Raw genomic sequence first — 24,512 nt, 5'->3', positions numbered from 1 at the left:
ATCATGCTCATGCTAGAGGGGCTATATCTGGATCATTTTATATTTTTGCCGTTGTGAAATTGATATAGTCAATTAATTGGGACCAGAATTGTCTCACAAGTGAGTGACATCCCTTTACGAATCCTGTGTTTCAAGCGGCTGTGATTTTGATTGGCGCCAGATCCCCTCTATCGTGTTCTTGGTTTGCTAGCAGGTGACACATGGACAGGCGTGATTTTAACGTTCTTCTCGCTGGGGTAGGACTATCTTTGGGGAATGGGCGTATCCGGAAGGCTATGGCTAGTGATACGCGTGTTGAAACCTTTATGTTGAAAAAAAATGGCTGGGTTCCCAATAATGAGCGATTGCCAGTTATTGTGTATCGTAATTTTTTAGAATCAGGGCCTGAAAAAGAAGATATTTACGAGGCGTTATTTAATCAGAATGATTGGCCTGCTCGTTGGCGCAATGGTGTGTATTCTTTTCATCATTATCATAGCTTGGGGCATGAAGTTTTAGGGTTTTCTAATGGTTCAGCCCGTTTGATGTTGGGGGGCGAAAACGGGCATGTTGTGACCGTGCGTGGAGGTGATATTGCATTGCTCCCAGCTGGCACCGGCCATTGTAATTTGGGATCAGATGAAGATTTTACGGTTATTGGCGCATATCCGCCAGAGCAAACATTCGATATTTTAAGGTCTTCTCCTACGCCTGAGCAGTTATCGCGCATTCAGACATTATCTTTTCCCAATATTGATCCGGTCCAAGGAAAGACGGGTCCTCTAACACGAGAATGGCATACTTTATGACTACATTTCCTTTAAGGAGACGTCCTTTCTTAGCCGCTATGGCTGGTTTGGCAGCAATAAATGTCGCATCAGGCTTATCTGAAGTGGAGGCCGCTCCGTCCATCACTATTGGAATTATTGGTGTTGGTGATGTTGGCTCAACTCTTGCAGAGCTTTGGGTTAAAGCTGGATATCAGGTGATCTTATCGGCCAGAGACGAGGCTGATGCACAGAAAGAAGCGCAGATATTAGGCTCTTTGGCATCTGCTGGCACCCCAGTAGAGGTGGCAAATAAAGCGTCTATTATTGTTCTGGCGGTGCCGTACAAAGCGATTCCAGAACTGGGGCAGGCTCTTAACCGAACATTGATGGATAAAATTGTGATTGATCCAAGCAATCCTTATCCATGGCGGGACGGTGAAATAGCGCAAGAAGCGTTGAAGTTAGGTGCTGGAGTTGTAACACAGCGTTATTTTCCATCAGCTCATGTCGTGCGAGCATTCAATTCGATTGATATGTCTACCTTAAGAGAGGAAGCGCATCGTTCTGCACCGTTACTGGCGATTCCTGTTGCAGGAGATGATGCACACGCTGTTCATCAAGTAGAACAGCTGGTGACGGTTGCGGGTTTTGAGCCTGTTCTGGTTGGTGGATTAGATAAGGCCCGTTTATTTCAACCCGGAAGCGACGGCTTTGAGGTAAAAGAAAGTGCTGCAGGTTTGAAGCAAGCTTTGCATCTTTAGGCTCGAGGTCTTATAGGGAGCAGAGTAAATAATTTGATGAGCAATTCTTTTTTAAAGACATATTAACAAGGCTAGTCTGGACATTGTGGATTGAAGGAATTCTGGCGAAACAAGGCCGATATTTGTTTTGCTGGGTTCCTTTTTTCATAGGGATGGGTGCCCTTGTTTATTTTGAAACACATATAGAACTACGTTTTTCTTTTCTTTTGGAATTATGCGCAATTACATTTCTTCTCCTTGCGATAGAGTGGAGAAAAATCGTTTTTCGTTCTTTGTTGCTTGCAATATGTGCGTTTTTTGCAGGTGCTAGCAGCGCTGCATGGCAAACTTTACGACAATACCCAATGCCTGCGCTTCCATCTCATGCAGCGTTTGTGACTGGTCGTGTAGAAGAGTTTTCGCAAGCAGCTTTGCAAGAAAAGATTTCTAATCAGCATTTTATTCTATCGAACGCTGTTTTTGAAACGCCTGTTGATATGGGGATGCTTCCCCTTCAACGCACATTGAAAATAAAGATGCGTCCAGATGATAATACACCTGTAAAGACTGGTGATATTATTCGCATACGTGTGATGGTGCACGCGCCATCAAGCTCATCGTGGCCTTTGGGACAGGATTTTCAAAGAGATGCTTGGTTTTCTGGTACTGCGGGGAGTGGGTATGCGCTTGGGCCCGTTGAATATGTTGAGCACTCACAGAAGCTGCAAGGTTGGCAACAATTAAGGGACATTATTTCCCAAAAGATTGAAAGAGATTTGTCGGGGCAAAAGGGAGCAATCGCTTCAACATTGTTGGTTGGTGAGACACACAATATCAATCAAAAGACTAGGCAGGATTTTGCAGCGTCTGGCTTAGCGCATCTGCTTGCTGTAGCTGGATTGCATTTGGGTATTGTCATGGCCACCGTTGTTATGATGGTACGTTTTTTGTGTGCCCGTTCTGAGTATATCACTTTATATTGGCCTTCTCGAGAAATATCCGTTTTGATTGGTTTTGTTGTAGGAGTGGGCTATGTAGTATTAACAGGATGCCATCTCCCAAGTGTTCGAGCTTTAGGAATGGCAGCCTTTATTACAATGGCGCTGTTAATGCGTCGGCATGTTATGCCTATGCGGTCCCTTGCTTTTGTAGCGTTGTTGATTTTGCTCATTTCTCCTGTTTCTGTTTTGAGTATTTCGTTTCAAATGTCATTTGCTGCGGTGATGGCGTTAATTGCGGGCTATGATGCTCTGAAGGAACCACTCAAGAAGATACGGGATGCTGAACAAAGTTTTTTTCGGTATCTCTTTAGGCATGGCGTTTTATTATTGTTAACCAGTTTACTGGCGGGGTTAGCGACACTTCCTATATCCATGTATTATTTTGGAGCGTTTCAGCCATGGTTTGTGATTGCTAATTTAGTAGCTGTTCCGATCGCTGCGTTGTGGATCATGCCAGTCGGAATATTGGCATTAGTTTTGATGCCCTTTCACTTAGAATATTTCCCATTGATGATTATGGGGTGGGGAATTAGTGGTGTTCAATATTTAGCTTATATCGTCTCGTCCCTTCCGATGGCACACCAACCTGTATCGGTAATGCCGGGGTGGGGGTTATTTATTTATTTTCTGGGTTTGTGTTGGTTGTGCGTATGGCGCGGTCAGCAAAGACTATGGGGTATATTACCAATATTGATCGGTAGTGTTTCATTCTTATTTGTTACGCTTCCAGATATATTAATTTCATCAGATGGTGGGTTGATCGCGGTAAATGAGAAGAGCCAGCTTTTAGTGAGTGAGCATAATAGTCTGGAAAATCCGGTGCTAAAAGATTGGGTGCAGGTTTTTGCCAAGCCTGTTGCAACGTTATCTCAGAACTGTACGGATGGTGTGTGTCATATCACACGGGCGCAACAAAGAGTGCTGATTGTTTTATACAAAAAGGGGCGTGACGATTTTTCGCCGTCCGCAGAGGAGTGTTTGAAGGAACAGATTATTGTGAGTGCTGTTCCTATCGAAGGAAAATGTCATAATGCGCGTGTAATCGATCGTTTTTCTGTGTGGCGTGAGGGAGCGTTTGCCATTTACGTTAATAAAGATAAAAGCCGCATTCTTTCTGATCGTACGTATCGTGGGGCGCACTCGTGGATCCCGCAACCTGGTTTTAAAGGTGTGCCGAATTTGCCTTTGGCTTTATCAGAGTAGAGATAAGATAAAATGACGGATTATTGTGTTAGAGAGATCTCGCTTGAGGATTGTCTTCCTATTCGTCAAAAGGTGTTATGGCCATCTTTAGGAATAGATGAATGCCGTGTTGCACATGATGAAGACGGAAGTCATTATGGTGTATATATATCGGAGCGTATTGTAGGCAGTGCTTCGGTCTTTAAAGTAGAAAATGATTTTTTTCAGATACGTAAATTCGCCATTTTACCTGAAATGCAAGGTCGTGGAGCGGGGAGCTTTCTTCTTATGCATATCCTTCAACAAATAAAAGATATTTCGTCTCTTCGGGTTGTCCTTGATGCGCGTTTAACAGCCATTGGCTTTTATGAGAAACACGGCTTTATGAAGCAAGGGAGTGTTTTTTCTAAAAAATCTCAAAAATACATCAGAATGCACAAGATGAGTTAGTATTAAAGTTTGTGTGATATCACGGAGTAATGTTTAGACTGTTCTTCTGAAATATAGAGAAGTGATTACCTGAAAATTAAAGGAGAGGGGCTGTGTCTTCTCGGTTAAAGGTAGTTTTACTTACAACAAGTTTTTTTCTCTTTCCAAATGTGGTTTTGGCAGATCCATCGCTATCTGTGTCAGAGCGTGTAGATAAAACATTATCACATATGACACGCGCTCAGCTGGAAGCCGTGATTGTTACTCATTTGCCAGCTATGATGCAGCATCCATCTGTGGCGGGGAGATATGCTCAAGGGGCAGGGTGGTCTGCTGCATTATCGGATGTACAAATTCCAGAGATTACAGAGACGGACGGGACGATAGGGATTGGCGCGCGTGTCATGGATGAACGTTATGCCAGTACGGCTTATCCAGCGGCTCTTGCCAGTGCCTCTTCTTGGAACCCTACCCTTTTACAGGAACTGGGATATTCTGTTGGACGGGATGCGAGCAATCGAGGGTTCAATATTCTTCTTTCCGGGGGAACAAATTTAACGCGGGATCCGCGAGGTGGAAGAAATTTTGAATATCTTGGTGAAGATCCACTTTTGGTAGGAACTTTAGCGGGATGGTATACTCATGGAGCGCAAACAAACCATATCCTTGCTACGGTCAAACACTTTGCTTTGAATGATTATGAGACGGCTCGGACACAATATAATGTATTGATATCTCGAAAAGGGGCGATGGAGTCAGACTTACTGGCCTTTGATATCGCTTTAAAGTTGGGAAAGCCGGGTGCAGTAATGTGTGCGTATAGTCAAGTGTGGGGAGATTATACGTGTGAGAGTAAAGTTCTATTACAAGACATTTTACGTGATCAGTGGCATTACCACGGATATGTTATGTCCGATTGGGGGGCTGTTCATAGCACACGAAAAGCAATCCAAGCTGGGTTGAATCAGGAATCAGGGGCAGAGCTTGATTATGCTATGAGCTTAGGCGGAAGTGGCATGTTACAAAATGTAGATCTGCCGCCTAGTACACAAACAAGAATTGCTTCGGCTAAAGCAAACGGAATATTATTTAGGAACGCTTTTTTTGCTCCACCCCAGCTTCAAGGTGTGGTTTCAGACGATCAATTGCGTGGAATGGCACGTCCGATTTTGACAAGTTGGTTTTCAACAGGGGTGGATGAAATCAGGCTCAGAAAACCGGTTGATAAAAAGGCAGGCTATCAAACAGCGCTTCACGCCGCACAGCAGGGTATTGTTTTATTGAAGAATAATTCAAGGACTTTGCCTTTAGATAAGAAATCAAAACGAATAGTTGTGATTGGAGGCCATGCTGATGTTGGCGTTCTCTCAGGAGGAGGCTCTCCGTCTGTTTTGCCATTTGGAGGGAATGCGGTTCCTATAGCGGGCGAGAATGCTATGGCGACTCAGATATGGGACCCATCATCGCCATTAGAAGAAATGCGACGTTTAGCGCCCACGTCTAGTATTTCATATTTTTCAGAGCAAGATCAGGAGAAAGCTGTTCAGGCGGCACAGACGGCTGATGATGTTGTTGTGTTTGTCCCGCAGTGGTCTTTGGAAGGGAGAGATCGTGCTAATTTGTCTCTCACAGAGGAGCAAAACCAACTCATTGAAGCTGTGGCACACGTTAACCCGCATGTAACCGTTGTTCTGGAAACAGAAGGGGCTGTTTTGATGCCATGGTTAGATCGGGTGAGTGCTGTAGTTGAAGCATGGTATCCGGGAATAGCTGGCGGCCAGGCAATTGCTCAGATTTTATTTGGGGATGTGAATCCATCCGGGCATCTTCCTCTAACCTTTCCTTTGTCTGAACAAGAATTGCCCCGACCAGAACTGCCAAAAGCGCCTCCATTACCTCTTGATGGTCGGCCGCACACATTCCCTCTTGTTTTTAATGAAGAGGAAAACGTTGGTTACAAGTGGTTTATAAAAACAGGCAAACCTGTTTTATTTCCATTTGGTTTTGGCCTTTCTTACACGCATTTTGCGTATAGTCATTTAAATGTCATGCCAGATGAGCCTTGGGATATTAATGTAAGAGTTAAAAATGATGGGGAACGTTCAGGAAGTGACGTTGTTCAGGTTTATGCTGATGGGAATAGGTTAATAAAACGTTTGGTTGGATGGAAACGAGTGGATTTGATGGGGCATCAATCTACGGAAGTCAGTATACACATCGACCCTAAGATGATTGCCAAGTTTTCAGAGCAAGATAATCAGTGGCATGTGGTTGCTGGAACTTACCGCTTAACCGCGGCATCTTCCGTCAATGATCCGGGTATTACCGCTCATCTTATTGTAAAAGACATGGCCTTTGGTGATTAAGGTTTGAGAAGCTTATCTTGAGTTAAGATAAGCTTCTTTTGGTATGAAGCTCTTTTTCAGGCAGATTTTTTTCGGGGTATAGGCACCATTGAGTTGCATTACATTTTGAACATTCTGGTGAACGCGCTTTACATACATAACGTCCATGAAGAATAAGCCAATGGTGCGCTGGGCGAAGCATTGCTTTGGGGATTTGAGAGATTAGCCCCTCTTCAACTTGTAAAGTGGTTTTTCCGGGAGCCAATCCTGTTCTGTTTCCAATCCGAAAAATATGCGTATCCACAGCCATGGTGTCAGCCCCAAAGGCCACATTCATGACGACATTCGCTGTTTTTCGTCCAACTCCTGGCAGCGCTTCTAAGGATGTGCGGTCGGAAGGAACTTCGCCATTGTGCTTTTGTAAGAGTTGATTGGAGAGAAGTGCTACATTTCGTGCTTTGGCGCGCCATAAGCCAATTGTCTTAATGAAATGAGCAATTCCATCTTCTCCTAATTCAGCCATTTCTTTTGGCCCGGGAGCGACCTTGAAAAGAGGCTCAGTTGCTTTGTTAACGGATTTATCGGTGGCTTGTGCAGAGAGAACAACACTGACGAGTAGCTCAAAATTATTGTGAAAAATAAGCTCGCTTTCTGCATTGGGGTTCGCTTCGGCTAAGGCCGTAATAAATGCTTTTGCCGCAACTTTGCTCATACGTTTTGTTTGTTTTTTCATGAAGAGCTCCGGTGAGGTAGTTGCGTTGGCATAGGGTTATCCGGCAAGATGGAATATATCTTTGAAAATTTCACGTTATCAAGCAGATGTTCATACGAACATGCAGGCGGAGCTTTTAGTGTCTGATAAAAAAACTTCATTGTCTATGAACAGTCAAGAACAAGAAAATCGAAAAATAGACGTTTCTTTTACAGAGGTGCTTTCGTTTGTTGCTCGCCGCTGGATGCAACACCCACGTCTTCTTGCCTGGACGTTGGCTGGAGTAGTGCTGGCAACGCTAGCAGATGTGTTAACTCCGATTTTAGCGGGGCGCTTGGTTTCGGATATTTCTAAACACGCAGGAGGAGCAAATTTTCCAGATGTAAATACTCTTCTTGCATTAAGGAATGATGCATTTTTCATGGTAGGAGGGTTGATTACTCTCGGCTTGATTGGTCTTTTTGGGCGCCGTTCATCATTCCTTGGTATTTCGTATTTAACACTTGCGATTATGCACCGCATTGCCAATCAGGCTTTTGCACGAATACAGCGTTTTTCAACAGATTGGCATGCGAATACATTTGCTGGATCAACAGTCCGGCGTTTAACGCGTGGTATGTGGGCGCTTGATACGCTTGATGATACGTTATTACTTCTGATTGCGCCTGAAATATTGGTCCTTGGTGGAACGACAATAGTATTAATGTTTCGTTCTCCGCTTATGGGAAGCGTCTTGGCTGTTTCAGTTTGCTTGTTTGCGTGGATGTCCATTACTTTGACGCTCAAATATGTAGCACCGAGTGCCCGTGCGTCGAATGAGTGGGACACAAAAATGGGCGCAGCAATGGCAGACTCTGTTACGTGTAATCCTGTCGTAAAGGCTTTTGGAGCAGAGGTACGAGAAGAAAAACGGTTAGATCTTGTTATTCAAGGGTGGCGAGAACGCACCCTTCTCACATGGGTGAGGGGGACGAACAGCGCAAACCTGCAAGCATTAGCATCTCTTATTATGCGCATGCTCATGATTGCATTATCTGTTTTTCTGTGGTGGCAGGGTAAAGCAGGTCCTGGTGATGTTGCTTATATATTAACCATGATGTTTCTTGTTCAGGGATATTTGCGTGATCTTGGGCAGCAAGTTAGTCAAGTGCAACGTTCCGTTAATGAAATGGAAGAGTTGATTGCTGTTTTTCGTCGAGAGCCTGCCATTCAGGATAGTCCGAATGCACAGGAAGCCCATTTTACGAATGGAGATATTCATTTTAAACACATAAAGTTTCAGTATCCCGGTCAGGAAAAAGCGCTTTATCAGGATCTGAACCTGCATATTGCCTCTGGATCACGTGTGGCTTTAGTGGGACCGAGCGGATCTGGCAAAACAACTCTCACGAAGCTTTTGCAGCGTTTATATGATGTGAATGAGGGGCATATTGTCATTGATGGGCAAGATATTTCCCAAATAACGCAATCCTCTTTGAGGGCTCATATTGCAATTGTTCCTCAAGAGCCAATTTTGTTTCACAGAAGTTTAGCAGAAAATATCGCATATGCTCGCCCAGAAGCATCATTAAGTGAGATAGAAGAGGCTGCTCGTTTGGCAAATGCATCTGCCTTTATAGAACGTTTGCCGCAAGGGTATAATACGATGGTGGGGGAAAGAGGGGTTAAACTTTCGGGAGGGGAGCGGCAACGTGTCGCAATCGCACGCGCCTTTTTAGCAGATGCTCCAATTTTGATTTTTGATGAAGCGACTTCCAGCCTTGATTCTGAATCTGAATCATTGGTTCAAGATGCTATGAAGCGGTTAATGCAAAACAGAACGGTGATTGTAATTGCTCATCGATTATCAACCGTTATGGAGTTGGATCGTATTTTGGTGTTTAGTTATGGTGAATTGAAAGAAGACGGAACACATTCTGATTTAATCTCGAAAGAAAACGGAATTTACCGCCGTCTTTTCGAACTCCAATCTCTGGAGGGATAACCAGCTTTGGAATAAAACGGTGACGTTACCTACGAGGCGATTTGTAAGGCAGTAGGTATTATTACAAGCCAGTTTTGGGTTCCTCTGAAGGGCGTAGTTTCCTCTTTTCTGATCCTAATGGAGTGGAAGTGGCTATGAAGCGATTTGCATAAAAATACAGCGTGTAAAGCTGATACTATCAAAGTTTTTCTCTTTATGTAGAGATTAGTGAAGGTATCAGCTTTACATGGAAGAGTGGTGATTAAAGAGCCTCTATTCCTGTCTCAAAAGGTTTTCCAAAGCGAATTTAACTGCACCAAAGGAATGAGTTGGAAAAGCAAAAATCATTCCTCGCAGATCACGAGCTGTTAATTTCAAATTGATGACAAGGGTTAGGAAGTTGATTAGTTCTCCGCTGAAATCTCCATATATATCGGCACCTACGAGATACCCTTCCTTGTTCAGAACTACAGCAACTTCCGCTTCTTTTTCATTGCGTGTTTGGAAGAGCATTTGCTTACCATAATCAATATCCACACTTCGATAAGCATCGGAGTTTTTTGCTTCTTTTTGGCTTATCCCTACTTGAGCAATACGTGGAATAGTAAACACAACATTCGGCACTGCTGGATAAGTCATAGGCATTGCCTCGCCTAGAATGTGCTGCACGATACAGCCTGCCTCGAAAAAAGCCGTGGGTGTTAAGCGTGGAATGGAGGTATCCCGGATATCTCCACTGGCATATATATGCGGAACATTGGTACGAAATTGCTCGTCAGTGGGTATCCCTCGTTGGCTGAAAATGACCCCGGCTTCTTCTAAACCTAGTCCCTCGACATTTGGGATTCGTCCGCTGGCACCCAAAACATAATCAGTTTTTATCTCAAGTCCAGACTGGGTTTTTACCAGATATTCTTCATCTCTTTTTACGACAGAGGATAGAGTTTGATCAAAGTGGAATTTTACCCCTTCGGCTTCTAATTGAGCAAGAAGTTTACGGCTATAGCGATCGTAATACTGAGGTAAAATGGTATTGCCATTCGTAATAATGACGACCTCACGTGCCATACGGACGGCCATTGAGGCGAATTCAAGAGAAATTATTCCGGCGCCAATAAAGACAATTCGCTCAGGGAAATGTTCGGTATAAAGAAAATCTGAACTATTGCGGATATATTCTGCGCCTGGAATATTAAGAGTTGCAGCGCGCCGGCCTGTGGCAATAACGATTTTTTTTGCATGGTGTTCTTTACCGTTGACCAGAACCGTGTGAGGACTGGTCAGACGAGCAGACCCAAACACAATTTGTGCACCGCTTTGCTCGATCATATTTTGAAGCATACCGGGTAGGGGGGCGATAACCTTCCTGTTATAGGCTTGTAAGGCCTCCCAATTTAGTTTGAGGTTTCCCTCAAGACCAATATCACGGTAGCGCGCGGCCTCCGCCATGATCTCAAAAGGGGCATCCAGCAAAATCTTCGGGTCGCAGCCCCAACTGGTGCAGGTGCCTCCGAGACGGTCATTGGCGATTAGAAGTGTCTGTAGACCTTGTTTTTGTAGCGTAGCCGCTACGGGCCATGAAGCATGTCCACCACCAATGCAAATGACATCATATTGCGCCATGACTGACACTCCTTTGTTCTCAACAGGTTGTATCCAGCTGTGACAGCAAAGGCGGAAAGACGCTTTTGCGAGCACGGCCAGAAATAAGACGCTCTAAAATATATCGAGATAAATATTATCGCAATAATTAATTTCGCAAAAGCAATTTATAATCTCGTGCTAAAATCAGAAAAAATGTATATATGTGAGGGTATGAGCGATCCGCCGATTCAACTTCCTCCAGTCGAAGAGCAACTTTGTTTTGCGCTTTATAGTACTGCTATGGAAATGGCGCGTGCCTATAAGGCTGCGCTTGATCCGTTCAGCCTCACCTATCCGCAATATCTTGTCTTGCAGTTGCTTTGGCAGATGGATGGGCAGCGCATAGGTCAGCTTGCTACCCGTCTTTTGCTTGAACCGAGTACAATTACTCCTTTGATTAAACGTTTGGAAAAAAGTGGTTTGGTTGTGCGTACGCGTGAAAGTAGTGATGAGCGACAAGTATTGGTGCGTCTTACGGATAAGGGGCGTATGCTTCAATCGGTCGTTCCGTGCATTAATGAAACGCTTCTTGCTCACACAGGCCTTAGCGCGCAAGATGTTGCTGCTCTTACGCAGAAGTTGCAGAATATGCGTCAAGTCTTGTCAGAATCTAGCCGAAGTTGAAGCTGCGTTATTGCTAAGCGCTAAATTTTTTGTGGATTTATATTAATTGGTGATAGAGGGGAGTGAGTCTCTATCACCAATTATATTAAAGTTTTAAGAGGTGATTAGTTTCAAATACTATATAAGAATATTTTTTTATAAAATATACGCATTGTTATTAGAAATTTGAATTGAAATTAATTTTTCTTTATTGGGATTTTTTACTTCATTTAATGGAATAAAGGCATCTCCTTTTGTCCACCGATGTTGACTATTCTCTATAGAGTGCCAGCCGGATAGGGTGGGTTCTATAAGATGATCATTAATTTTATACGTTTCTTTTTCTTGGAAACAGAGAACCTCGCCAACCAAGACTCCCAGAAAACGACGATCATCTACAAAAGGGCCAATTGTTTCACTGGGCTGGCTGGCTCGAGATGATAGACGTATTGAGTTGTGATTTGCTGGAATATGGAAGATATACCTGCCTTCGTTGACTCGAAGAGGAAGGATTTCTGTGTTGTTGGATGTATAAAGTTTTACATCTGGGTCATGGGTAAGGTGCTTATTTTTTAGAACATTAGGGTAGTTAAGAGATGTTGCTCTTGAACGCAAAGAGGCGAATATAGGCTCTACTTCTCCTCTATTCGTTGTAAGTGGGAATACCGCATCTTTTTCCCATGTTTTTTGACCAAACTGTATAATATTGTGATGGTGTTCAAACGTATGGGTAGTATCTAAATAGCTTTCCGTATACGCACCATTTGCAATGAGAAGGCAGTGTTCCTCGCATTCAATATGATAAGAATCATACTCTGAAAATGACTCATCAACGATAATAGATAAACCGTTCACGAGCATTCTTGCGGGGATCAGCTTATTATTGAAGAAAAGGCAATGTTCGTTTGTAACATAAAGGTCTTTGTAAGGTACGCCATCTGCAATTGAGTTTTGTTTAAAGCAGACGGGCATATCTTTTTTGGAGAGACAAGCGATCCGATTTCTTTGAATGGACGTTACCGCTTTAGGAGTTTCTATTCCGTTTATTGGGGAAAGAATAAAATCTCCAACTTGAATATCTTCAACCTTTTTGAAACCTGAGGATGTTTTTATTTCCGTTCCAGATAAGAAACAAATATCCAATGAGGGAATATCTCTATAGAGAGTTCCATCTGGATATGTAGAAACAGATCCTGTTGTATAAGTTGGTAATAAAGAAACATCACTCATTCGTGCAAATTTGTTGAGTGTTGTTGTGTCTAAATTTCGTCCCCCTGTCAGGGAGTTGGGGACAACCCTCACGAAGCTAAAATTGAGAGCATCTTGAATGTTGTTAAAGTCAGGGGTGCTGGCTCCCCCTGCTGGCAATCCAAGTCTGGTCGTACCAGATGGGCTTTCTTGTTTGGCATAGGTATTATAGCCGTAATATTTCAATAAAACTTGGAAAGTTTGATTAGCATAAAGAGGATTTAAACTATTAAAAGTGATAGTTGCGGGGACAACATCGTTTACACTTGAGATTGTTGTTCCTTTGGGGATGGTGATAGACGCTATTCCTAAAATAGAGCCAGGATAGGTTCCAAACACAGTATTGGTTTGATTGGTTCCTGGTGGGTAGCCCTTGTTTAGAGCGGGAGGGATACGGACACTGCCATCTGCTTCAGAAATATTAGCATTTTCTATGCTATAAGTGGTGTCTTTGCTCCATGTAATAGCCATTTTCGATCCATTTATTTGGGAGTATTATAAATAATGCAACATTAAGATGCTGGATCATTTATAATAACCAAGTATACGGGATCGTTATTTGATTATTATAAATGATAAGGAAAAGACACTTCTCAACACTAATATAAAAAATGCTGAGAAATGTCTTCTTAGACCTTTACAGCCTATTAGACCCGGATACCCGCTGCATTGCCGCCTTGTCCGAGAGTGCCGTTGGAGGCCCCTAATAGCAATTGGTTGATCCAAGGTTGGAAATTATGGAAGCCATATATACCGCCGAGTACAAAGCCCGTAGCAGCTCCTTCAATCGTTGGAATAACCAAGCCAACAGCTTGTCCGATTGAACCAAAACCTAGAATTCCGCCACCGTCACCGCCGTGAATTCCGCCGATGGTCATTCCGGTTGCACCAAGCATAGCAGCGCCTGCGAGGGCACCTAAAAGAGCGTCTCCAAGATCAGACGCTGTACCTGTTCCAATTTGTGGAGTGGTTGCTCCGCCTGAAACTTCATTGAGCTCAAGAGTGGTTAGTTCACGCATCATCGTCTCTTTTATAGTCAAGTTTAAATCAAGTCGAATCGATTCAAATATATGCTATAATATGTATTGAAATAATGTAAGTATTATATTTGTATAAGCTTATAAATAAACTTGACATAAATCAAGTTTATTTATAATAAACCGTTGTTTACTTTTTATAATCTGTGGTTGTTAGATAAAAATTTGTTTTAATACAATGGTTTTTCTCAAAGGGTCTATCTATTAAGTGTTAGGATTTCTCCATATTGCGTGTTTCAATTTGTAACCCTTGAGGGGTCATGTGTAATATAACATCTGCGTGAGCGATGGTGGCAGGGCGGTGTGCAACAATAACACGGGTGATGTTTAGCATTCTTAAGGCTTGTGCAACGCGTGCTTCTGTCGCTTCATCTAGATTGCTGGTTGCTTCATCTAAAAATAGGATTTGCGGTGAACGATAAAGAGCACGAGCAAGAATAACGCGTTGCTTTTGCCCTCCTGAAAGATTGGAGCCCATATCGCCAACGAGTGTTTCATAACGCATGGGGAGGCGCTGAATATCGTCATGGATGGCAGCATATTGTGCGCATGCCTCCACAAGCGGTTGGTTGATATGTTCGGCAAACCCGCTGATATTATCAGATAAAGACCCTGAAAAAAGTCCATCATCTTGTAATACCCCAGCAATACGGGAGCGGTAGCCGTCAAGTGTAAGTGACTTAATGGAAATATTATCTAAGGCAATATCGCCTTCTGTGGGTTCAAGTAATCCCATAAGAGTTTTGAGAAGTGTCGTTTTGCCGCAGCCTGAAGGGCCAACGATGGCAATATTTTTTCCGGCTGGAATATTGAAAGAAAGATTACGAAAAATCCAAGGGCTTTCAGGGCTATAACGCACAGAAAGATCTCTTACCGTGATGGCGCCTGTATGTCCCATTTCTTGAGGGGATGGCGGAGGAAGAGGAAGGCCTGGCTCTTCGGGTTCGGTCATAACAATATCTGATAAACGGCCCGTTTGAATGCTTAACATCCTAAGTTTGAAGCCTGTATTAATTAAATTTCCAACACGGCTAGCAAACTGATCTTTATAAGAGAGGAAAGCCACGAGCATACCAACGGACATATGGTTGTTCATGACCATTTTTGCGCCAAGAACGAGCATAATTAGTCGGTCTGAACTAAAAATTAGATCCCCAAGGCGCCCGAAAATGAGGTCAAATCTTTGGAGGCGTAAATGAATATTCATTGAATCAATGACACTGTTTAGCCAAACAGTTTGCCGGCGTTCACGTAAATTAAGAAGTTTTACGGTAGCAATATTGCGTAGCGTTTCTATGAAATAGGTTTGACTTTTCGCATCTTGAATAACCCCTTCTTCAGAGGCTCGCTTGTAGGTACCGTATGTGACCAGACGTAAAAGGACGTCAAGTGCGATTGCAATACAGGCAATGGCTCCTAGCCATCCACCGTATAAAAACAACATTACTCCCATTCCGATGGCCATAATACCATCTAGAATAGTTTGGACGAGGTCTGTTGTAATAGTACGTTGGATGCTCCCAAGAGACCCAAAACGAGAAATAACGTCCCCAATATGACGACGAATAAAGTAATCAAGAGGAAGGCGTGTTAGATGGTCAAAGAGAGAACCATTCCATTTTAAAGAGACACGGGTACTAAACATAATGACAGCCCAGCTTCTCACAGTGGAAATGAAAAGCTGGAATAGTAATAGAATGGCCATACTACAGGCGATCGTGACTAAAAGATCATGGTCACCAATAACAATCACTTCATCAATAATAACTTGGCTCACCATGGGCATCGCTAATGCAATAAGTTCAAGCCCTAAAGAAAGAGCGAAAAGATAAGCAAGAGCGGGCTTTAGGCCTGAGACATGACGAAACATGTCACGTAATGTTAAGGTTTTACGTTCGTCTTTACGTTCAAACCGTTCTGTTGGCGTAATTTCGAGTGCAATCCCTGTAAATTCGCGGGAAAGTTCTTTCAAACCGATTTCGCGACGGCCAATAGCAGGATCGTGGACGATCACACTCTTGGAGCGGCGTTCAACCAGAACGACAAAGTGATTAAGGCCCCAATGGAGAATACTGGGTAGCGTTAGTTTATCAAGTTCATCCAACTCTAGCCTTACAGCGCGTGAGTTGAGCCCCACACGACTTGAAACGGAGATGAGTTCTTTAAGGGTGGCGCCTTGTGTTGATGCACCGTATTGACGGCGAAACGTAGAAATATCAATAAAATGACCATAATAGCCCATAGACATGGCAAGGCATGCCATTCCACATTCAGAAGATTCTGATTGCAAAATAACAGGAGTGCGTTTTCCAAAGCCGAATTGAAGGTCGCGAAGCATATTTCTATCTTTGCTCTTATGGGCCAATTGTTGTTGTGGAGATTGTGTTTTTGATGCTGATGACTGGATCGAGGATCCATTGCCAGAGGGGGCGTCTATCCGTTGCAATATCTGCGGAGACTGTCATTCCGGCCTCTAGAGGGTGTTTTTCGGAATAGGTCTGAATATAGGAGCGGTCTGGAAGAACGCGGATGCGGTAAATATCCTGACCAGACGTAGAGGGTATCCCTTGCTTTCCTTGGGGCGCAGACGCGGCTGCTCTATTTGCGACAGTATCTGATGTTACAGGAGCGTGGGTGATTTCAATAATATGGCCATGTTGTAAACCAAATTTTTGGTAAGGGAAGGCATCATAGCGAAGAAGTACAGGTTGATTGACTTTTAGAAAACCAATGGAAGAACTATTCACATAAAGCTCTACCTGTAATTTATCATTATTGGGTAATAAAGTGATTAAGGGTGTATTAGCACTCACTTGCTGCCCTAAATATCCACGCAGGCTGGTGAGAGTGCCATCTTCTGGCGCAAGAATAATGTTACTTTGGCGGCCTTCATTCTCGGCTATTTGCTGGTCGACTGAGGCAATTTGTTTATCAAGATCATTAAGATCATGAGTAAGGTCAGAATTAAAGCGTGTTATTTTGGAAACAATGTCAGAGAGTTTACCTTCAGTTGTTGTTTGGGACTGTAGTGTTTGAGAATGTGTTGAGAGAAGCTGTGCGTAGGTTGATAACTGACTTTGGAATTGCTCTTCTGTAATAAGGTGGCTGCTTTGCGCCATATACATTTTGTTCAGGGCTTGCTCGACTAATGGTAGAACTTTGTTATCCGATATAATTTGAGCATTAATCTCCGTGTGTTGTTGGTTGAGAAACTGCACTTGGTTTAAAAGTGCCTGTTTCTCGAGGGGGGCAGATTTTTCCCGGAGCTCACGTTGGTTTTGTAGGAGTTCTTTTTGCCTTAATAAATCGTTCAGAACTTGTTTTTGTGTAGATCCATTAGAAGAAATAATGTCGAGATCTTCAATAAAGAGTATATCGCCTCGATGGACATGCTGCCCTTCTTTGGCTTTGATTGCAGTAATGGTTCCGGGTTGAGTGGCGCTGATGGTTAGAAGGCCACTTTCAGGCATGACTTGTCCGGTGGCGTGTACCCGTCGTGTATAGTTGCAAAATATAACGAGCAAGGCTGAGGCAATGACTAAGACAATACAAAAGCCTGAAACAATACGTACAGGTAATGGCTGGCTAATTTGGACGTTGCCTAACCAACTAATTTGGCGCGCTTCTAAAGCTTCGCGACGGAAGAGTGAACTCATAATATAATAATCTATAATGTAATAAGGATTATTATGCTAATGTTTATTTTCAAATAAAGAATGGTTTATTTAGAAATATAATTTGTTTTAATATTATTAACACTCCCTCTAATAAATTAAGGAGTGTTAATAAGGTTTGTTATTACGAATCTTGTGGTGTAGTTGGTGTTACATCATTCGCGATTTGAATTGATTTGACTTGCATCGGGCTTCCGGGTGGTGTCGTGAAATAAGACGTTCCGGTGTAAAATTTAATTTTCTCGGCAGCGAATAGATTAGCAATTCTTTTGTAGAACTCTCTTTGAACCTTCCATTTCATCATGGGGGTTGTCCATATCTCACCGCGTAATGTTGCGCCGCTGCTATCGGTTTTATCAACTCCAAGATCATTATAATCTGACAAGATCAGAGGACCGAAAACATCGTCGGCGCGCATATCTTTTACAACTTTTGTCATAATAGAAACGACACGGCTAAAGTCTTCTGAAAGATCCAGCTGTTGTTTGATGATGATTTTATTATAGCCGCGGGCTGTATTCGCAATGGAAGTGACTGAAGAAAATGGGATAATGTGAAGGTCACCATCTGTATCTCTTATTTTGACAGTACGGATCGAAAGGTTTTCAACAATACCTGATACCCCTCCGGTCGTTACCCAATCGCCCACTTGTATGGCATCTTCAACAAGCATGAAAAAGCCTGTGATAAAGTCTTTAACAAGGCTTTGTGAACCAAAAGCAATAGCGGCTCCCATAATTCCTGCACCAGTAAGGAGGGGAGTAATATTGATGCCGATTTGAGCTAAGATGGTTACGATAACAGTCACGATAATGATGATGAGAAAAACAGTCCGGATAATAGGGAGGATTGTTTTGAGGCGTGTTGCACGAGAACTAAAACCAGCATTCTGGAAGTGATTAATTTGGTTTATTAAAATAATGTTGATAGTTTCCCATATTAATATAGCTATAATAATGGATACGATTGTAATGACCCCGGTATTTGAAATATGTTGACCAAGTGAGTTCTTTAAGAAAAAGCCAAATATTGGGAAGCCCCATGCCTCAACAATGGATATAATGGTTAGAAAGACAATAATTCCAGTTAGTGTTGCATGTGCAAGAGGGTAATAATGGTCAGCTCTTTTTTGAAGGTCTGGGAAACGTTCGTTTAGAGCTGGATTGAGTCGGAAAAAGCGGTCTTGTAGACCGTATGCGAGCACGGCTACGATACGTGAAACGATAAGAATAGCGACCGTAATGCCTGTCGTTGTTAGAATCCAGTGATATCCCCCAGATAAGTGCGCTGCCCAGACAATCCATAAAGAGATGTCGATAAACATGGCCGGTATCCACCATGCTTTGGCAATGGTGGCAAAAAAGGACCATAATTTTTTAGATTTACCTGCAGCAGTAGGCGTTAACGCGTTACTTACAACGTGCCGCATGCGCCAAATGAAGAGAGCGATAAGAATATGTTCAATAAGGACGATCGCCCGAATAAGTGCATCTAAAGCACGGGAGGATATATTCAGTTGAGTATTTAAATTTATAAAACAAATAATAAGGGTAGGGGCGAGGATAAGGCAGCCCAGCCATCGCGTAAAACGTGCTGCAATAAGGTTTGTCGTAGGGATAAGTCTAATATTAGGGTTGTGAGGCGAAAAGATCGTTTCAATAGCAAAATATAAACACCGTGCACCAGCATAGCAACTGGCTAGTGTCATAATAATGGAACCGGCTTTTGAGTCTGATAGAAAGGGAAAAAGAAGAGTAGATAATGTAACAAGTAAGAAAAAAACGCCTACAGGAAATATTTTGAGAAGAAAAAGGATGAATGCATAAGGAACACGCGCAAGGAACCGTAAAGTCTCTACGCGCCTTTTTTGATCTGTTGTGCGTGTAGCTGTTGTTTTATCAGAAATGTCCTCAGGGGAAGGTGGTGGAGAGTTTTGCTCTTCTTTTTTTTGAATATATCGATCGTGTGTTTTTTCTTTTTCATCGACCCGCAGAGAAATACGTTGGATCGGGTTTTTCAAAATAAAAGTGGTGAGGTGTTCAATCCCTAATCCGAGTGCAACAAATATGATAGAGAGTAGTGTTGTAGTATAAATAATTTTTCGGGCATTTTGACTGCTGAATTGATCGTGTATTTCATACATCAAAAATCTTAGATCGATAAATAGACCCAAGAAATTATGGAAATAACTTAAAGACTGAGCATGTAAGCTCTCTAGACCATTATGGATATCTGTTTTGTTTTTTAATGCGGTATGATTGTTCGAGGGAGCAGCGCGCGCCATTAAAGAGAGAGTATGAGAAAAAGCTTCTCGTTCTTTGGGGTCATTAAGAATGGTAAGAAGCTTTTGGGCTTCCTGTTTAGTAAGCGGAGTATCAAGGGAAGATGTTGAATCTGCTAAAGCCGTATTAACAGAAAATCCTACCACACCTAGTAATATAATAAGAAGAACTATATGGATTGATTTCTTAAGAACGCCTCCAAAGTCGAGTGAAGATATCTTTTTATATTTTGTATTTATCATTATTAATTAGGCCTTATATGAATATTTGTTCTATTTATTTTTCGACACATTCTTTCATAAAAAGCTCTAAAGCTTTTGCTCTATGGCTCATTTTATTTTTTTCATGCTCAGGCATTTCTGCAAAAGTGCGGGTTTCTCCATCTGGAACAAAAATTGGGTCATAGCCATGTCCATGCTCGCCACGTGGAGGCCATACCGTTTGGCCATGACATTCCCCTACGACGGATTGGGTTTCTCCATCCGGCCATGCAAGACATAATGCGGCAATAAAAGAAGCCGAATAATTATCTGTATTTCCCATCTCGGTATGCACACGTTGCATCGCAACATTCATATCTTTTGTCGGGCCACCCCACCGAGCGGAATAAACACCGGGTTGTCCACTTAAAGCCTCGACACAAAACCCGGAGTCATCTGCTAAAGCCGGTAAACCAGAGGCTGCAGCAGCTGCTTTTGCTTTGATAGTGGCATTTCCTACAAAGGTATTTTCTGTTTCTTCAGGTTCAGGAAGCTTGAGTTCTGCAGCAGAAATAACCTGAATATCTTTATCTGCAAATAGCATAGAAAATTCACGTAATTTTCCGGAATTGTGGCTAGCAAGAACGATTTTAGATCCAGGCTTCAAGCGTTTCATAGTGACTCTTAAGTAAGATAGAAATTGAAATGTATTCATAGGATTAAACATGACGGCTGCTTATCTTACAATGTATGATGGTTTTTATTTTGTAGCAGCATGCTATGTGATCTTGTGGTGGAACATGTTCTACTCTCGTTTGACGGCTGTTTTTTGCTAGGAATGTGATCAATTATGAATAAATCTGATTCATATTTTTTTGGTAAAAAATCATCGTTCTTAAGTGGGCTAAGGGAACGTGAGGCCGCGATTTTAAGAGAAATAGTAGAAGAATATGTTGAAACAGGCGAGCCGGTCGGAAGTCAGACCGTATCACAGCGTTTGCAACCAGCATTATCTTCCGCAACGATAAGGAACGTTATGGCAGATTTGGCGCGTGCTGGACTGTTGTTTAGTCCCCATGTGTCTGCTGGTCGTTTGCCGACGGAAAAAGGATTAAAGCTTTTTGTCGATGGGTTGCTTCAATTTGGCTCATTAAAAGAAGAAGACAAAGAACATATTAATACACGCTTAGATGTGCATGGACGGTCATATAAGGAGACTTTTGCTGAGGTTTCGTCTGTATTATCGAGCTTATCATCTGCAGCTGGTCTGGTTTTGGCCCCCAAGTTTGAAGCAACACTTAAGCATATTGAGTTTGTTCTGTTGGGGGCTAATCGTGGTTTGGTTATTCTTGTTAGCTCAAATGGGCAAGTTGAAAATCGTATTATTGAACTGCCTATCGGCGTTCCACCTTCTGCTCTTATAGAGGCGGGGAATTATCTCAATGCGCGTTTAGGTGATTTGACGCTAGCCTCTTTGAGGGAGCGGATCGGTGGTGAGTTGGAAGAGAATCGTCATGAAATTGATGTGTTGGCCGCCCATGTGATCGAACGAGGTCTGGCCACATGGGATGCGCAAGCGGGCACGTTATTTGTTCGAGGGCAGGGGAATCTCTTATCCGATATTACAGAAATTGAGCGTTTGACGGCCATACAAATGCTTTTTGAGCAGTTAGAAACACAAGAAATGATGTTGCAGCTTTTACAGCTTACAGAAGAGTCTGAAGGGGTGCGCATTTATGTTGGGCGTGAAAGTGGGTTGTTTGGTATGTCAGGTTTGTCCATGATTGTTGCACCTGCTCGCAACGAAGCCCAGAAGATCGTGGGGGCTTTAGGTGTTATCGGGCCAACACGTTTAAATTATGGGCGCATCGTTCCTGTTGTTGATTATACGGCTAAGATGATGGGGCGTTTGTTTAGCTAGTCTTGCAAGATCGCTGTGTGAAATTAAACCGAACTTTGATGGTGTTTTTGGGTTATCGCTGTCCGAGAGATGCTGCTATAAAAATATTGTTGTCTTTATGGGGCGACGAAAGGAATACTTCAATGCTATGCGGATCCTATGACGCGACGTTATTCTAGTTCTCGTAATCCAATGGCTCCCAGAGCAAGTTCTCCTCGTGGGCCTCGTTTTCGTCGTTTTCGGCAGATCATTGCTGTTTTTGCAGGGATTGGTTTGCTTGGGGTAACTGGGGGAGGTGTGCTTATATGGGCCACCTACGCCAAGTTCCAGTCTGATCTGCCAAGTATTGACAGCTTGCGTGCATACCAACCACCAACCGTAAGTCGTATTTATACGTCTGATGATCAGTTGATGGCTCAGCTTGCGAATGAACGTCGTATTTTTGTTCCTATTGATGCGATTCCAGATAAAGTCAAAAAAGCTTTTATCGCAACGGAAGATCATAATTTTTACACGCACGGCGGTGTTGATGTTCTGGCCATCGCACGTGCTGCTGTTACTGATGTTTTTGCACGGCACGGCCGTCGTCCCTTAGGCGCATCGACCATTACTCAGCAAGTTGCCAAGGTGATGTTGCTTAATAGTAATGTTTTATCGTTTGATCGAAAAATAAAAGAAGCTCTTTTAGCCGAAAAAATGGAGCAGGTTTTATCAAAAGATAAAATATTAGAAATATACCTTAATGGAATTTATTTAGGAAATGGAGCATTCGGAGTAGCCGCGGCTGCTCAAACGTATTTTAATAAACCTATAGACCAATTAGATGATGCGGAAGCCGCTTCTCTAGCCGCACTTCCTAAATCGCCTACAAATTATAATCCTTTTTTACACCCGAAAATGGCTTTAATGCGCCGGAACCTTGTTCTGCAGCTGATGGCCGAAAATGGTGTCATTACTCAAGAGCAGGCTCAGCAGGATAAGAGTGAGCCTCTTGTTCCTCAAAAGAAGTTACGTTTTGGGCCGTTGCCAGAAACGGAGTGGTTTGGAGCAGAGGTGCGGCGTCAATTAATTTCGCAGTATGGAGAAGTTAAGGCCCTTCAAGGTGGATTAGAGGTTCATACCAGCCTTGAACCTGATTTACAGAAAAAAGAAACGCGTATTTTGCGCGAAGGCTTGATGAACTATGATCGAAGTAGAAGTGGTTGGCGCGGCCCGGTAAAACACCTTGATGATGTTTCTTCAGTAGGCTGGGAGCAGGCGCTTAAGGCTGTGACTTCTCCAGCGGGGATGTTGCGTGAATGGCGACTTGCTATTGTTCTTCCCGGAGGCAGACAAGTTGGGTGGCTGGAAGATGGCGTTTCAAAAAAAGGAACATTAGCAAGTAGTGATGTGGCTTGGGCGCGGCGTAGAGCAGCGCTTCGGGCGGGGGACATCATCATGATTGAACCCCAAAGCACAGGCTCTGTGATGTTGCGACAAATCCCTCATGTTGAGGGGGCGGCGATTACTATGGATGTGCGCACAGGCCGTGTATTGGCGATGGTCGGTGGTTGGTCTTTCCATGAAAGCCAGTTTAACAGAACGACACAAGCTATGAGGCAGCCTGGGTCCTCTTTTAAACCATTTGTTTATCTAGCCGCGATGGAAAAGGGGATTTCACCGTCAGAGAAATTTGATGACTCACCTATTTCCTATGGTGATTGGCATCCTCAAAACTATGAACACGATAACTGGGGTCCCACAACCTTACATGATGCGTTAAGAGAAAGTCGTAACCTTGTTACGATTCGTGTTGCGGCCCACCTCGGAATGAAAGCGGTTGCAGATACCGCCATTAAGGCTGGATTAGTGGATCAGATGCCGCATGTTTTGCCGGCGGCTCTTGGTGCGGTTGAGACGACTATTATTAAAGAGGCAGCAGCATACGCAACCATTGCAAATGGCGGCCATATTGTAACACCTTCTCTCATTGATGATATTCAGGATCGGCAAGGGAATTTGGTTTGGCAGGCTTCTAACTTAACATTAGGCACAGCCGTGCAGCCTGCTGCGGGCGTTGCTGTGCCAGCAGATCAGACAGCAGCGCCTAAAGGGGTAGCGCCATCTTCTCCTGATCAACCACAGACTGTGGCTCCTGTGCCGGCAGATAATGTGAATGTACCTTCTCTTTTGGATAACCGTCCGACTTTGGCGAGTGAGGAAAGTTCGTTCCAGATTATTCAAATGATGAAAGATGTAATTGCGCGTGGAACGGGACGTGCAGCGGGTGTTGGGATTGATCGGCCGATTGCTGGCAAGACAGGAACCAGTCAGGATTTTCATGATGCATGGTTCGCTGGTTTTTCTCCAGATTTGGTGACTGTCGTTTGGGTTGGATTTGATACGCCAGAAAGTTTAGGGCGCAATGCAGATGGTGGGCGAATTGCTGCACCTATTTGGAACCGTATCATGAAGGCGGCCTTTGAAAACCGACCTAAGCTCGATTTCCGAGTTCCAGACGGTATTACGTTAGCGTCTTATAATACTGGGCGTATATCGGCTGTTGATGGGTTTAAGACGGATCAGGTTCCTGGGGCATCTGTTGCATTGCATGGGTTTGGGGCTGGAACAGAAGCTCTGACAGCATCTGATACGGGAGCAGACGCTGTAATTTCTGATTCTGAGAGTGAGATGGGAAGTGCTGCATCAGGATCAGAGAGTGAACACTCTACTGATGCTAATGGAACACAATCTCAGAAAAGTAGTGCATCAGAGGGTGACATCGGTGTAGGTGGGCTGTACTGATTGCGCTAAATCGTCCTGC

General features: G+C 43.3%; 17 protein-coding genes. 9 read left to right on the top strand and 8 right to left on the bottom strand.

The features are described 5' to 3' along the window. Window positions 1-200 precede the first annotated feature (200 nt). The 5 genes from E3D00_RS03490 (at window position 201) to E3D00_RS03470 (ending at window position 6,467) form a co-directional block, all read left to right on the top strand. A complete protein-coding gene (locus tag E3D00_RS03490) occupies window positions 201-788 on the top strand; it encodes a cupin (protein ID WP_141459974.1) in 588 nt (195 codons plus the stop codon). Then, a complete protein-coding gene (locus tag E3D00_RS03485; protein ID WP_141459972.1) occupies window positions 785-1,510 on the top strand; it encodes an NADPH-dependent F420 reductase in 726 nt (241 codons plus the stop codon). The genes E3D00_RS03490 and E3D00_RS03485 overlap by 4 nt, the downstream gene beginning before the upstream one ends. Before the next feature lie 152 nt (window positions 1,511-1,662). Then, a complete protein-coding gene (locus E3D00_RS03480; protein WP_246091487.1) occupies window positions 1,663-3,693 on the top strand; it encodes a ComEC/Rec2 family competence protein in 2,031 nt (676 codons plus the stop codon). A gap of 12 nt (window positions 3,694-3,705) precedes the next feature. After that, the gene (locus E3D00_RS03475; protein ID WP_141459970.1) at window positions 3,706-4,122 is read left to right on the top strand and encodes a GNAT family N-acetyltransferase; all 417 of its coding nucleotides are present in this window, start codon (window positions 3,706-3,708) and stop codon (window positions 4,120-4,122) included. 92 nt (window positions 4,123-4,214) lie between these two features. Continuing rightward, complete coding sequence (locus E3D00_RS03470; protein ID WP_141459968.1) at window positions 4,215-6,467, top strand: beta-glucosidase family protein; 2,253 nt, start codon at window positions 4,215-4,217, stop codon at window positions 6,465-6,467. 22 nt (window positions 6,468-6,489) lie between these two features. On the opposite strand, the gene nth is transcribed toward E3D00_RS03470, so the two are convergent. After that, on the bottom strand, window positions 6,490-7,179 hold the full coding sequence (gene nth, locus E3D00_RS03465) for an endonuclease III (protein ID WP_246091486.1): 690 nt from the start codon (window positions 7,177-7,179) through the stop codon (window positions 6,490-6,492). A gap of 145 nt (window positions 7,180-7,324) precedes the next feature. On the opposite strand from nth, the gene E3D00_RS03460 reads away from it, so the two are divergent. Further along, the gene (locus tag E3D00_RS03460; protein WP_408909360.1) at window positions 7,325-9,142 is read left to right on the top strand and encodes an ABC transporter ATP-binding protein; all 1,818 of its coding nucleotides are present in this window, start codon (window positions 7,325-7,327) and stop codon (window positions 9,140-9,142) included. A 252-nt stretch (window positions 9,143-9,394) separates the two neighbouring features. On the opposite strand, the gene E3D00_RS03455 is transcribed toward E3D00_RS03460, so the two are convergent. Next, window positions 9,395-10,744 carry a dihydrolipoyl dehydrogenase family protein gene (locus E3D00_RS03455; RefSeq protein WP_141459966.1) on the bottom strand — a complete coding sequence of 450 codons (1,350 nt, stop codon included), beginning with the start codon at window positions 10,742-10,744 and terminating at the stop codon, window positions 9,395-9,397. A 192-nt stretch (window positions 10,745-10,936) separates the two neighbouring features. On the opposite strand from E3D00_RS03455, the gene E3D00_RS03450 reads away from it, so the two are divergent. Beyond that, window positions 10,937-11,389 (top strand): MarR family winged helix-turn-helix transcriptional regulator, encoded by a 453-nt coding sequence (locus E3D00_RS03450; protein WP_141459964.1) that lies wholly within the window; start codon window positions 10,937-10,939, stop codon window positions 11,387-11,389. Between the two features lie 135 nt (window positions 11,390-11,524). Here the strand turns inward: E3D00_RS03450 and E3D00_RS03445 are convergent, their stop codons facing one another. The 6 genes from E3D00_RS03445 to rdgB form a co-directional block, all read right to left on the bottom strand. After that, entirely contained in the window at window positions 11,525-13,087 is a 1,563-nt protein-coding gene (locus E3D00_RS03445) for a Hint domain-containing protein (protein WP_141459962.1), read from the bottom strand. Window positions 13,088-13,263: 176 nt separating this feature from the next. Next, on the bottom strand, window positions 13,264-13,638 hold the full coding sequence (locus E3D00_RS03440) for a hypothetical protein (RefSeq protein WP_141459960.1): 375 nt from the start codon (window positions 13,636-13,638) through the stop codon (window positions 13,264-13,266). Between the two features lie 226 nt (window positions 13,639-13,864). Beyond that, the gene (locus E3D00_RS03435; RefSeq protein WP_141459958.1) at window positions 13,865-15,991 is read right to left on the bottom strand and encodes a peptidase domain-containing ABC transporter; all 2,127 of its coding nucleotides are present in this window, start codon (window positions 15,989-15,991) and stop codon (window positions 13,865-13,867) included. Between the two features lie 16 nt (window positions 15,992-16,007). Beyond that, window positions 16,008-17,309, bottom strand: coding sequence for an HlyD family secretion protein (locus tag E3D00_RS03430; protein ID WP_141459956.1), 1,302 nt, complete (start codon window positions 17,307-17,309; stop codon window positions 16,008-16,010). Between the two features lie 142 nt (window positions 17,310-17,451). After that, complete coding sequence (locus E3D00_RS03425; RefSeq protein ID WP_141459954.1) at window positions 17,452-19,851, bottom strand: mechanosensitive ion channel domain-containing protein; 2,400 nt, start codon at window positions 19,849-19,851, stop codon at window positions 17,452-17,454. A 34-nt stretch (window positions 19,852-19,885) separates the two neighbouring features. Further along, window positions 19,886-20,485, bottom strand: coding sequence for an RdgB/HAM1 family non-canonical purine NTP pyrophosphatase (rdgB, locus tag E3D00_RS03420; protein ID WP_141459952.1), 600 nt, complete (start codon window positions 20,483-20,485; stop codon window positions 19,886-19,888). A gap of 174 nt (window positions 20,486-20,659) precedes the next feature. Between rdgB and hrcA the strand changes: the two genes are divergently transcribed. After that, window positions 20,660-21,730 carry a heat-inducible transcriptional repressor HrcA gene (gene hrcA / locus E3D00_RS03415; RefSeq protein WP_141459950.1) on the top strand — a complete coding sequence of 357 codons (1,071 nt, stop codon included), beginning with the start codon at window positions 20,660-20,662 and terminating at the stop codon, window positions 21,728-21,730. Between the two features lie 138 nt (window positions 21,731-21,868). Beyond that, a complete protein-coding gene (locus E3D00_RS03410; protein ID WP_141459948.1) occupies window positions 21,869-24,493 on the top strand; it encodes a penicillin-binding protein 1A in 2,625 nt (874 codons plus the stop codon). The last annotated feature ends 19 nt before the right edge of the window (window positions 24,494-24,512 follow it).

Origin of the sequence: Swingsia samuiensis (assembly GCF_006542355.1) — a bacterium.
GTDB classification, from domain to species: domain Bacteria; phylum Pseudomonadota; class Alphaproteobacteria; order Acetobacterales; family Acetobacteraceae; genus Gluconobacter; species Gluconobacter samuiensis.
The sequence above is the reverse complement of the archived record's forward strand: the minus strand, read 5'-3'. Positions and strand labels throughout refer to the sequence as shown.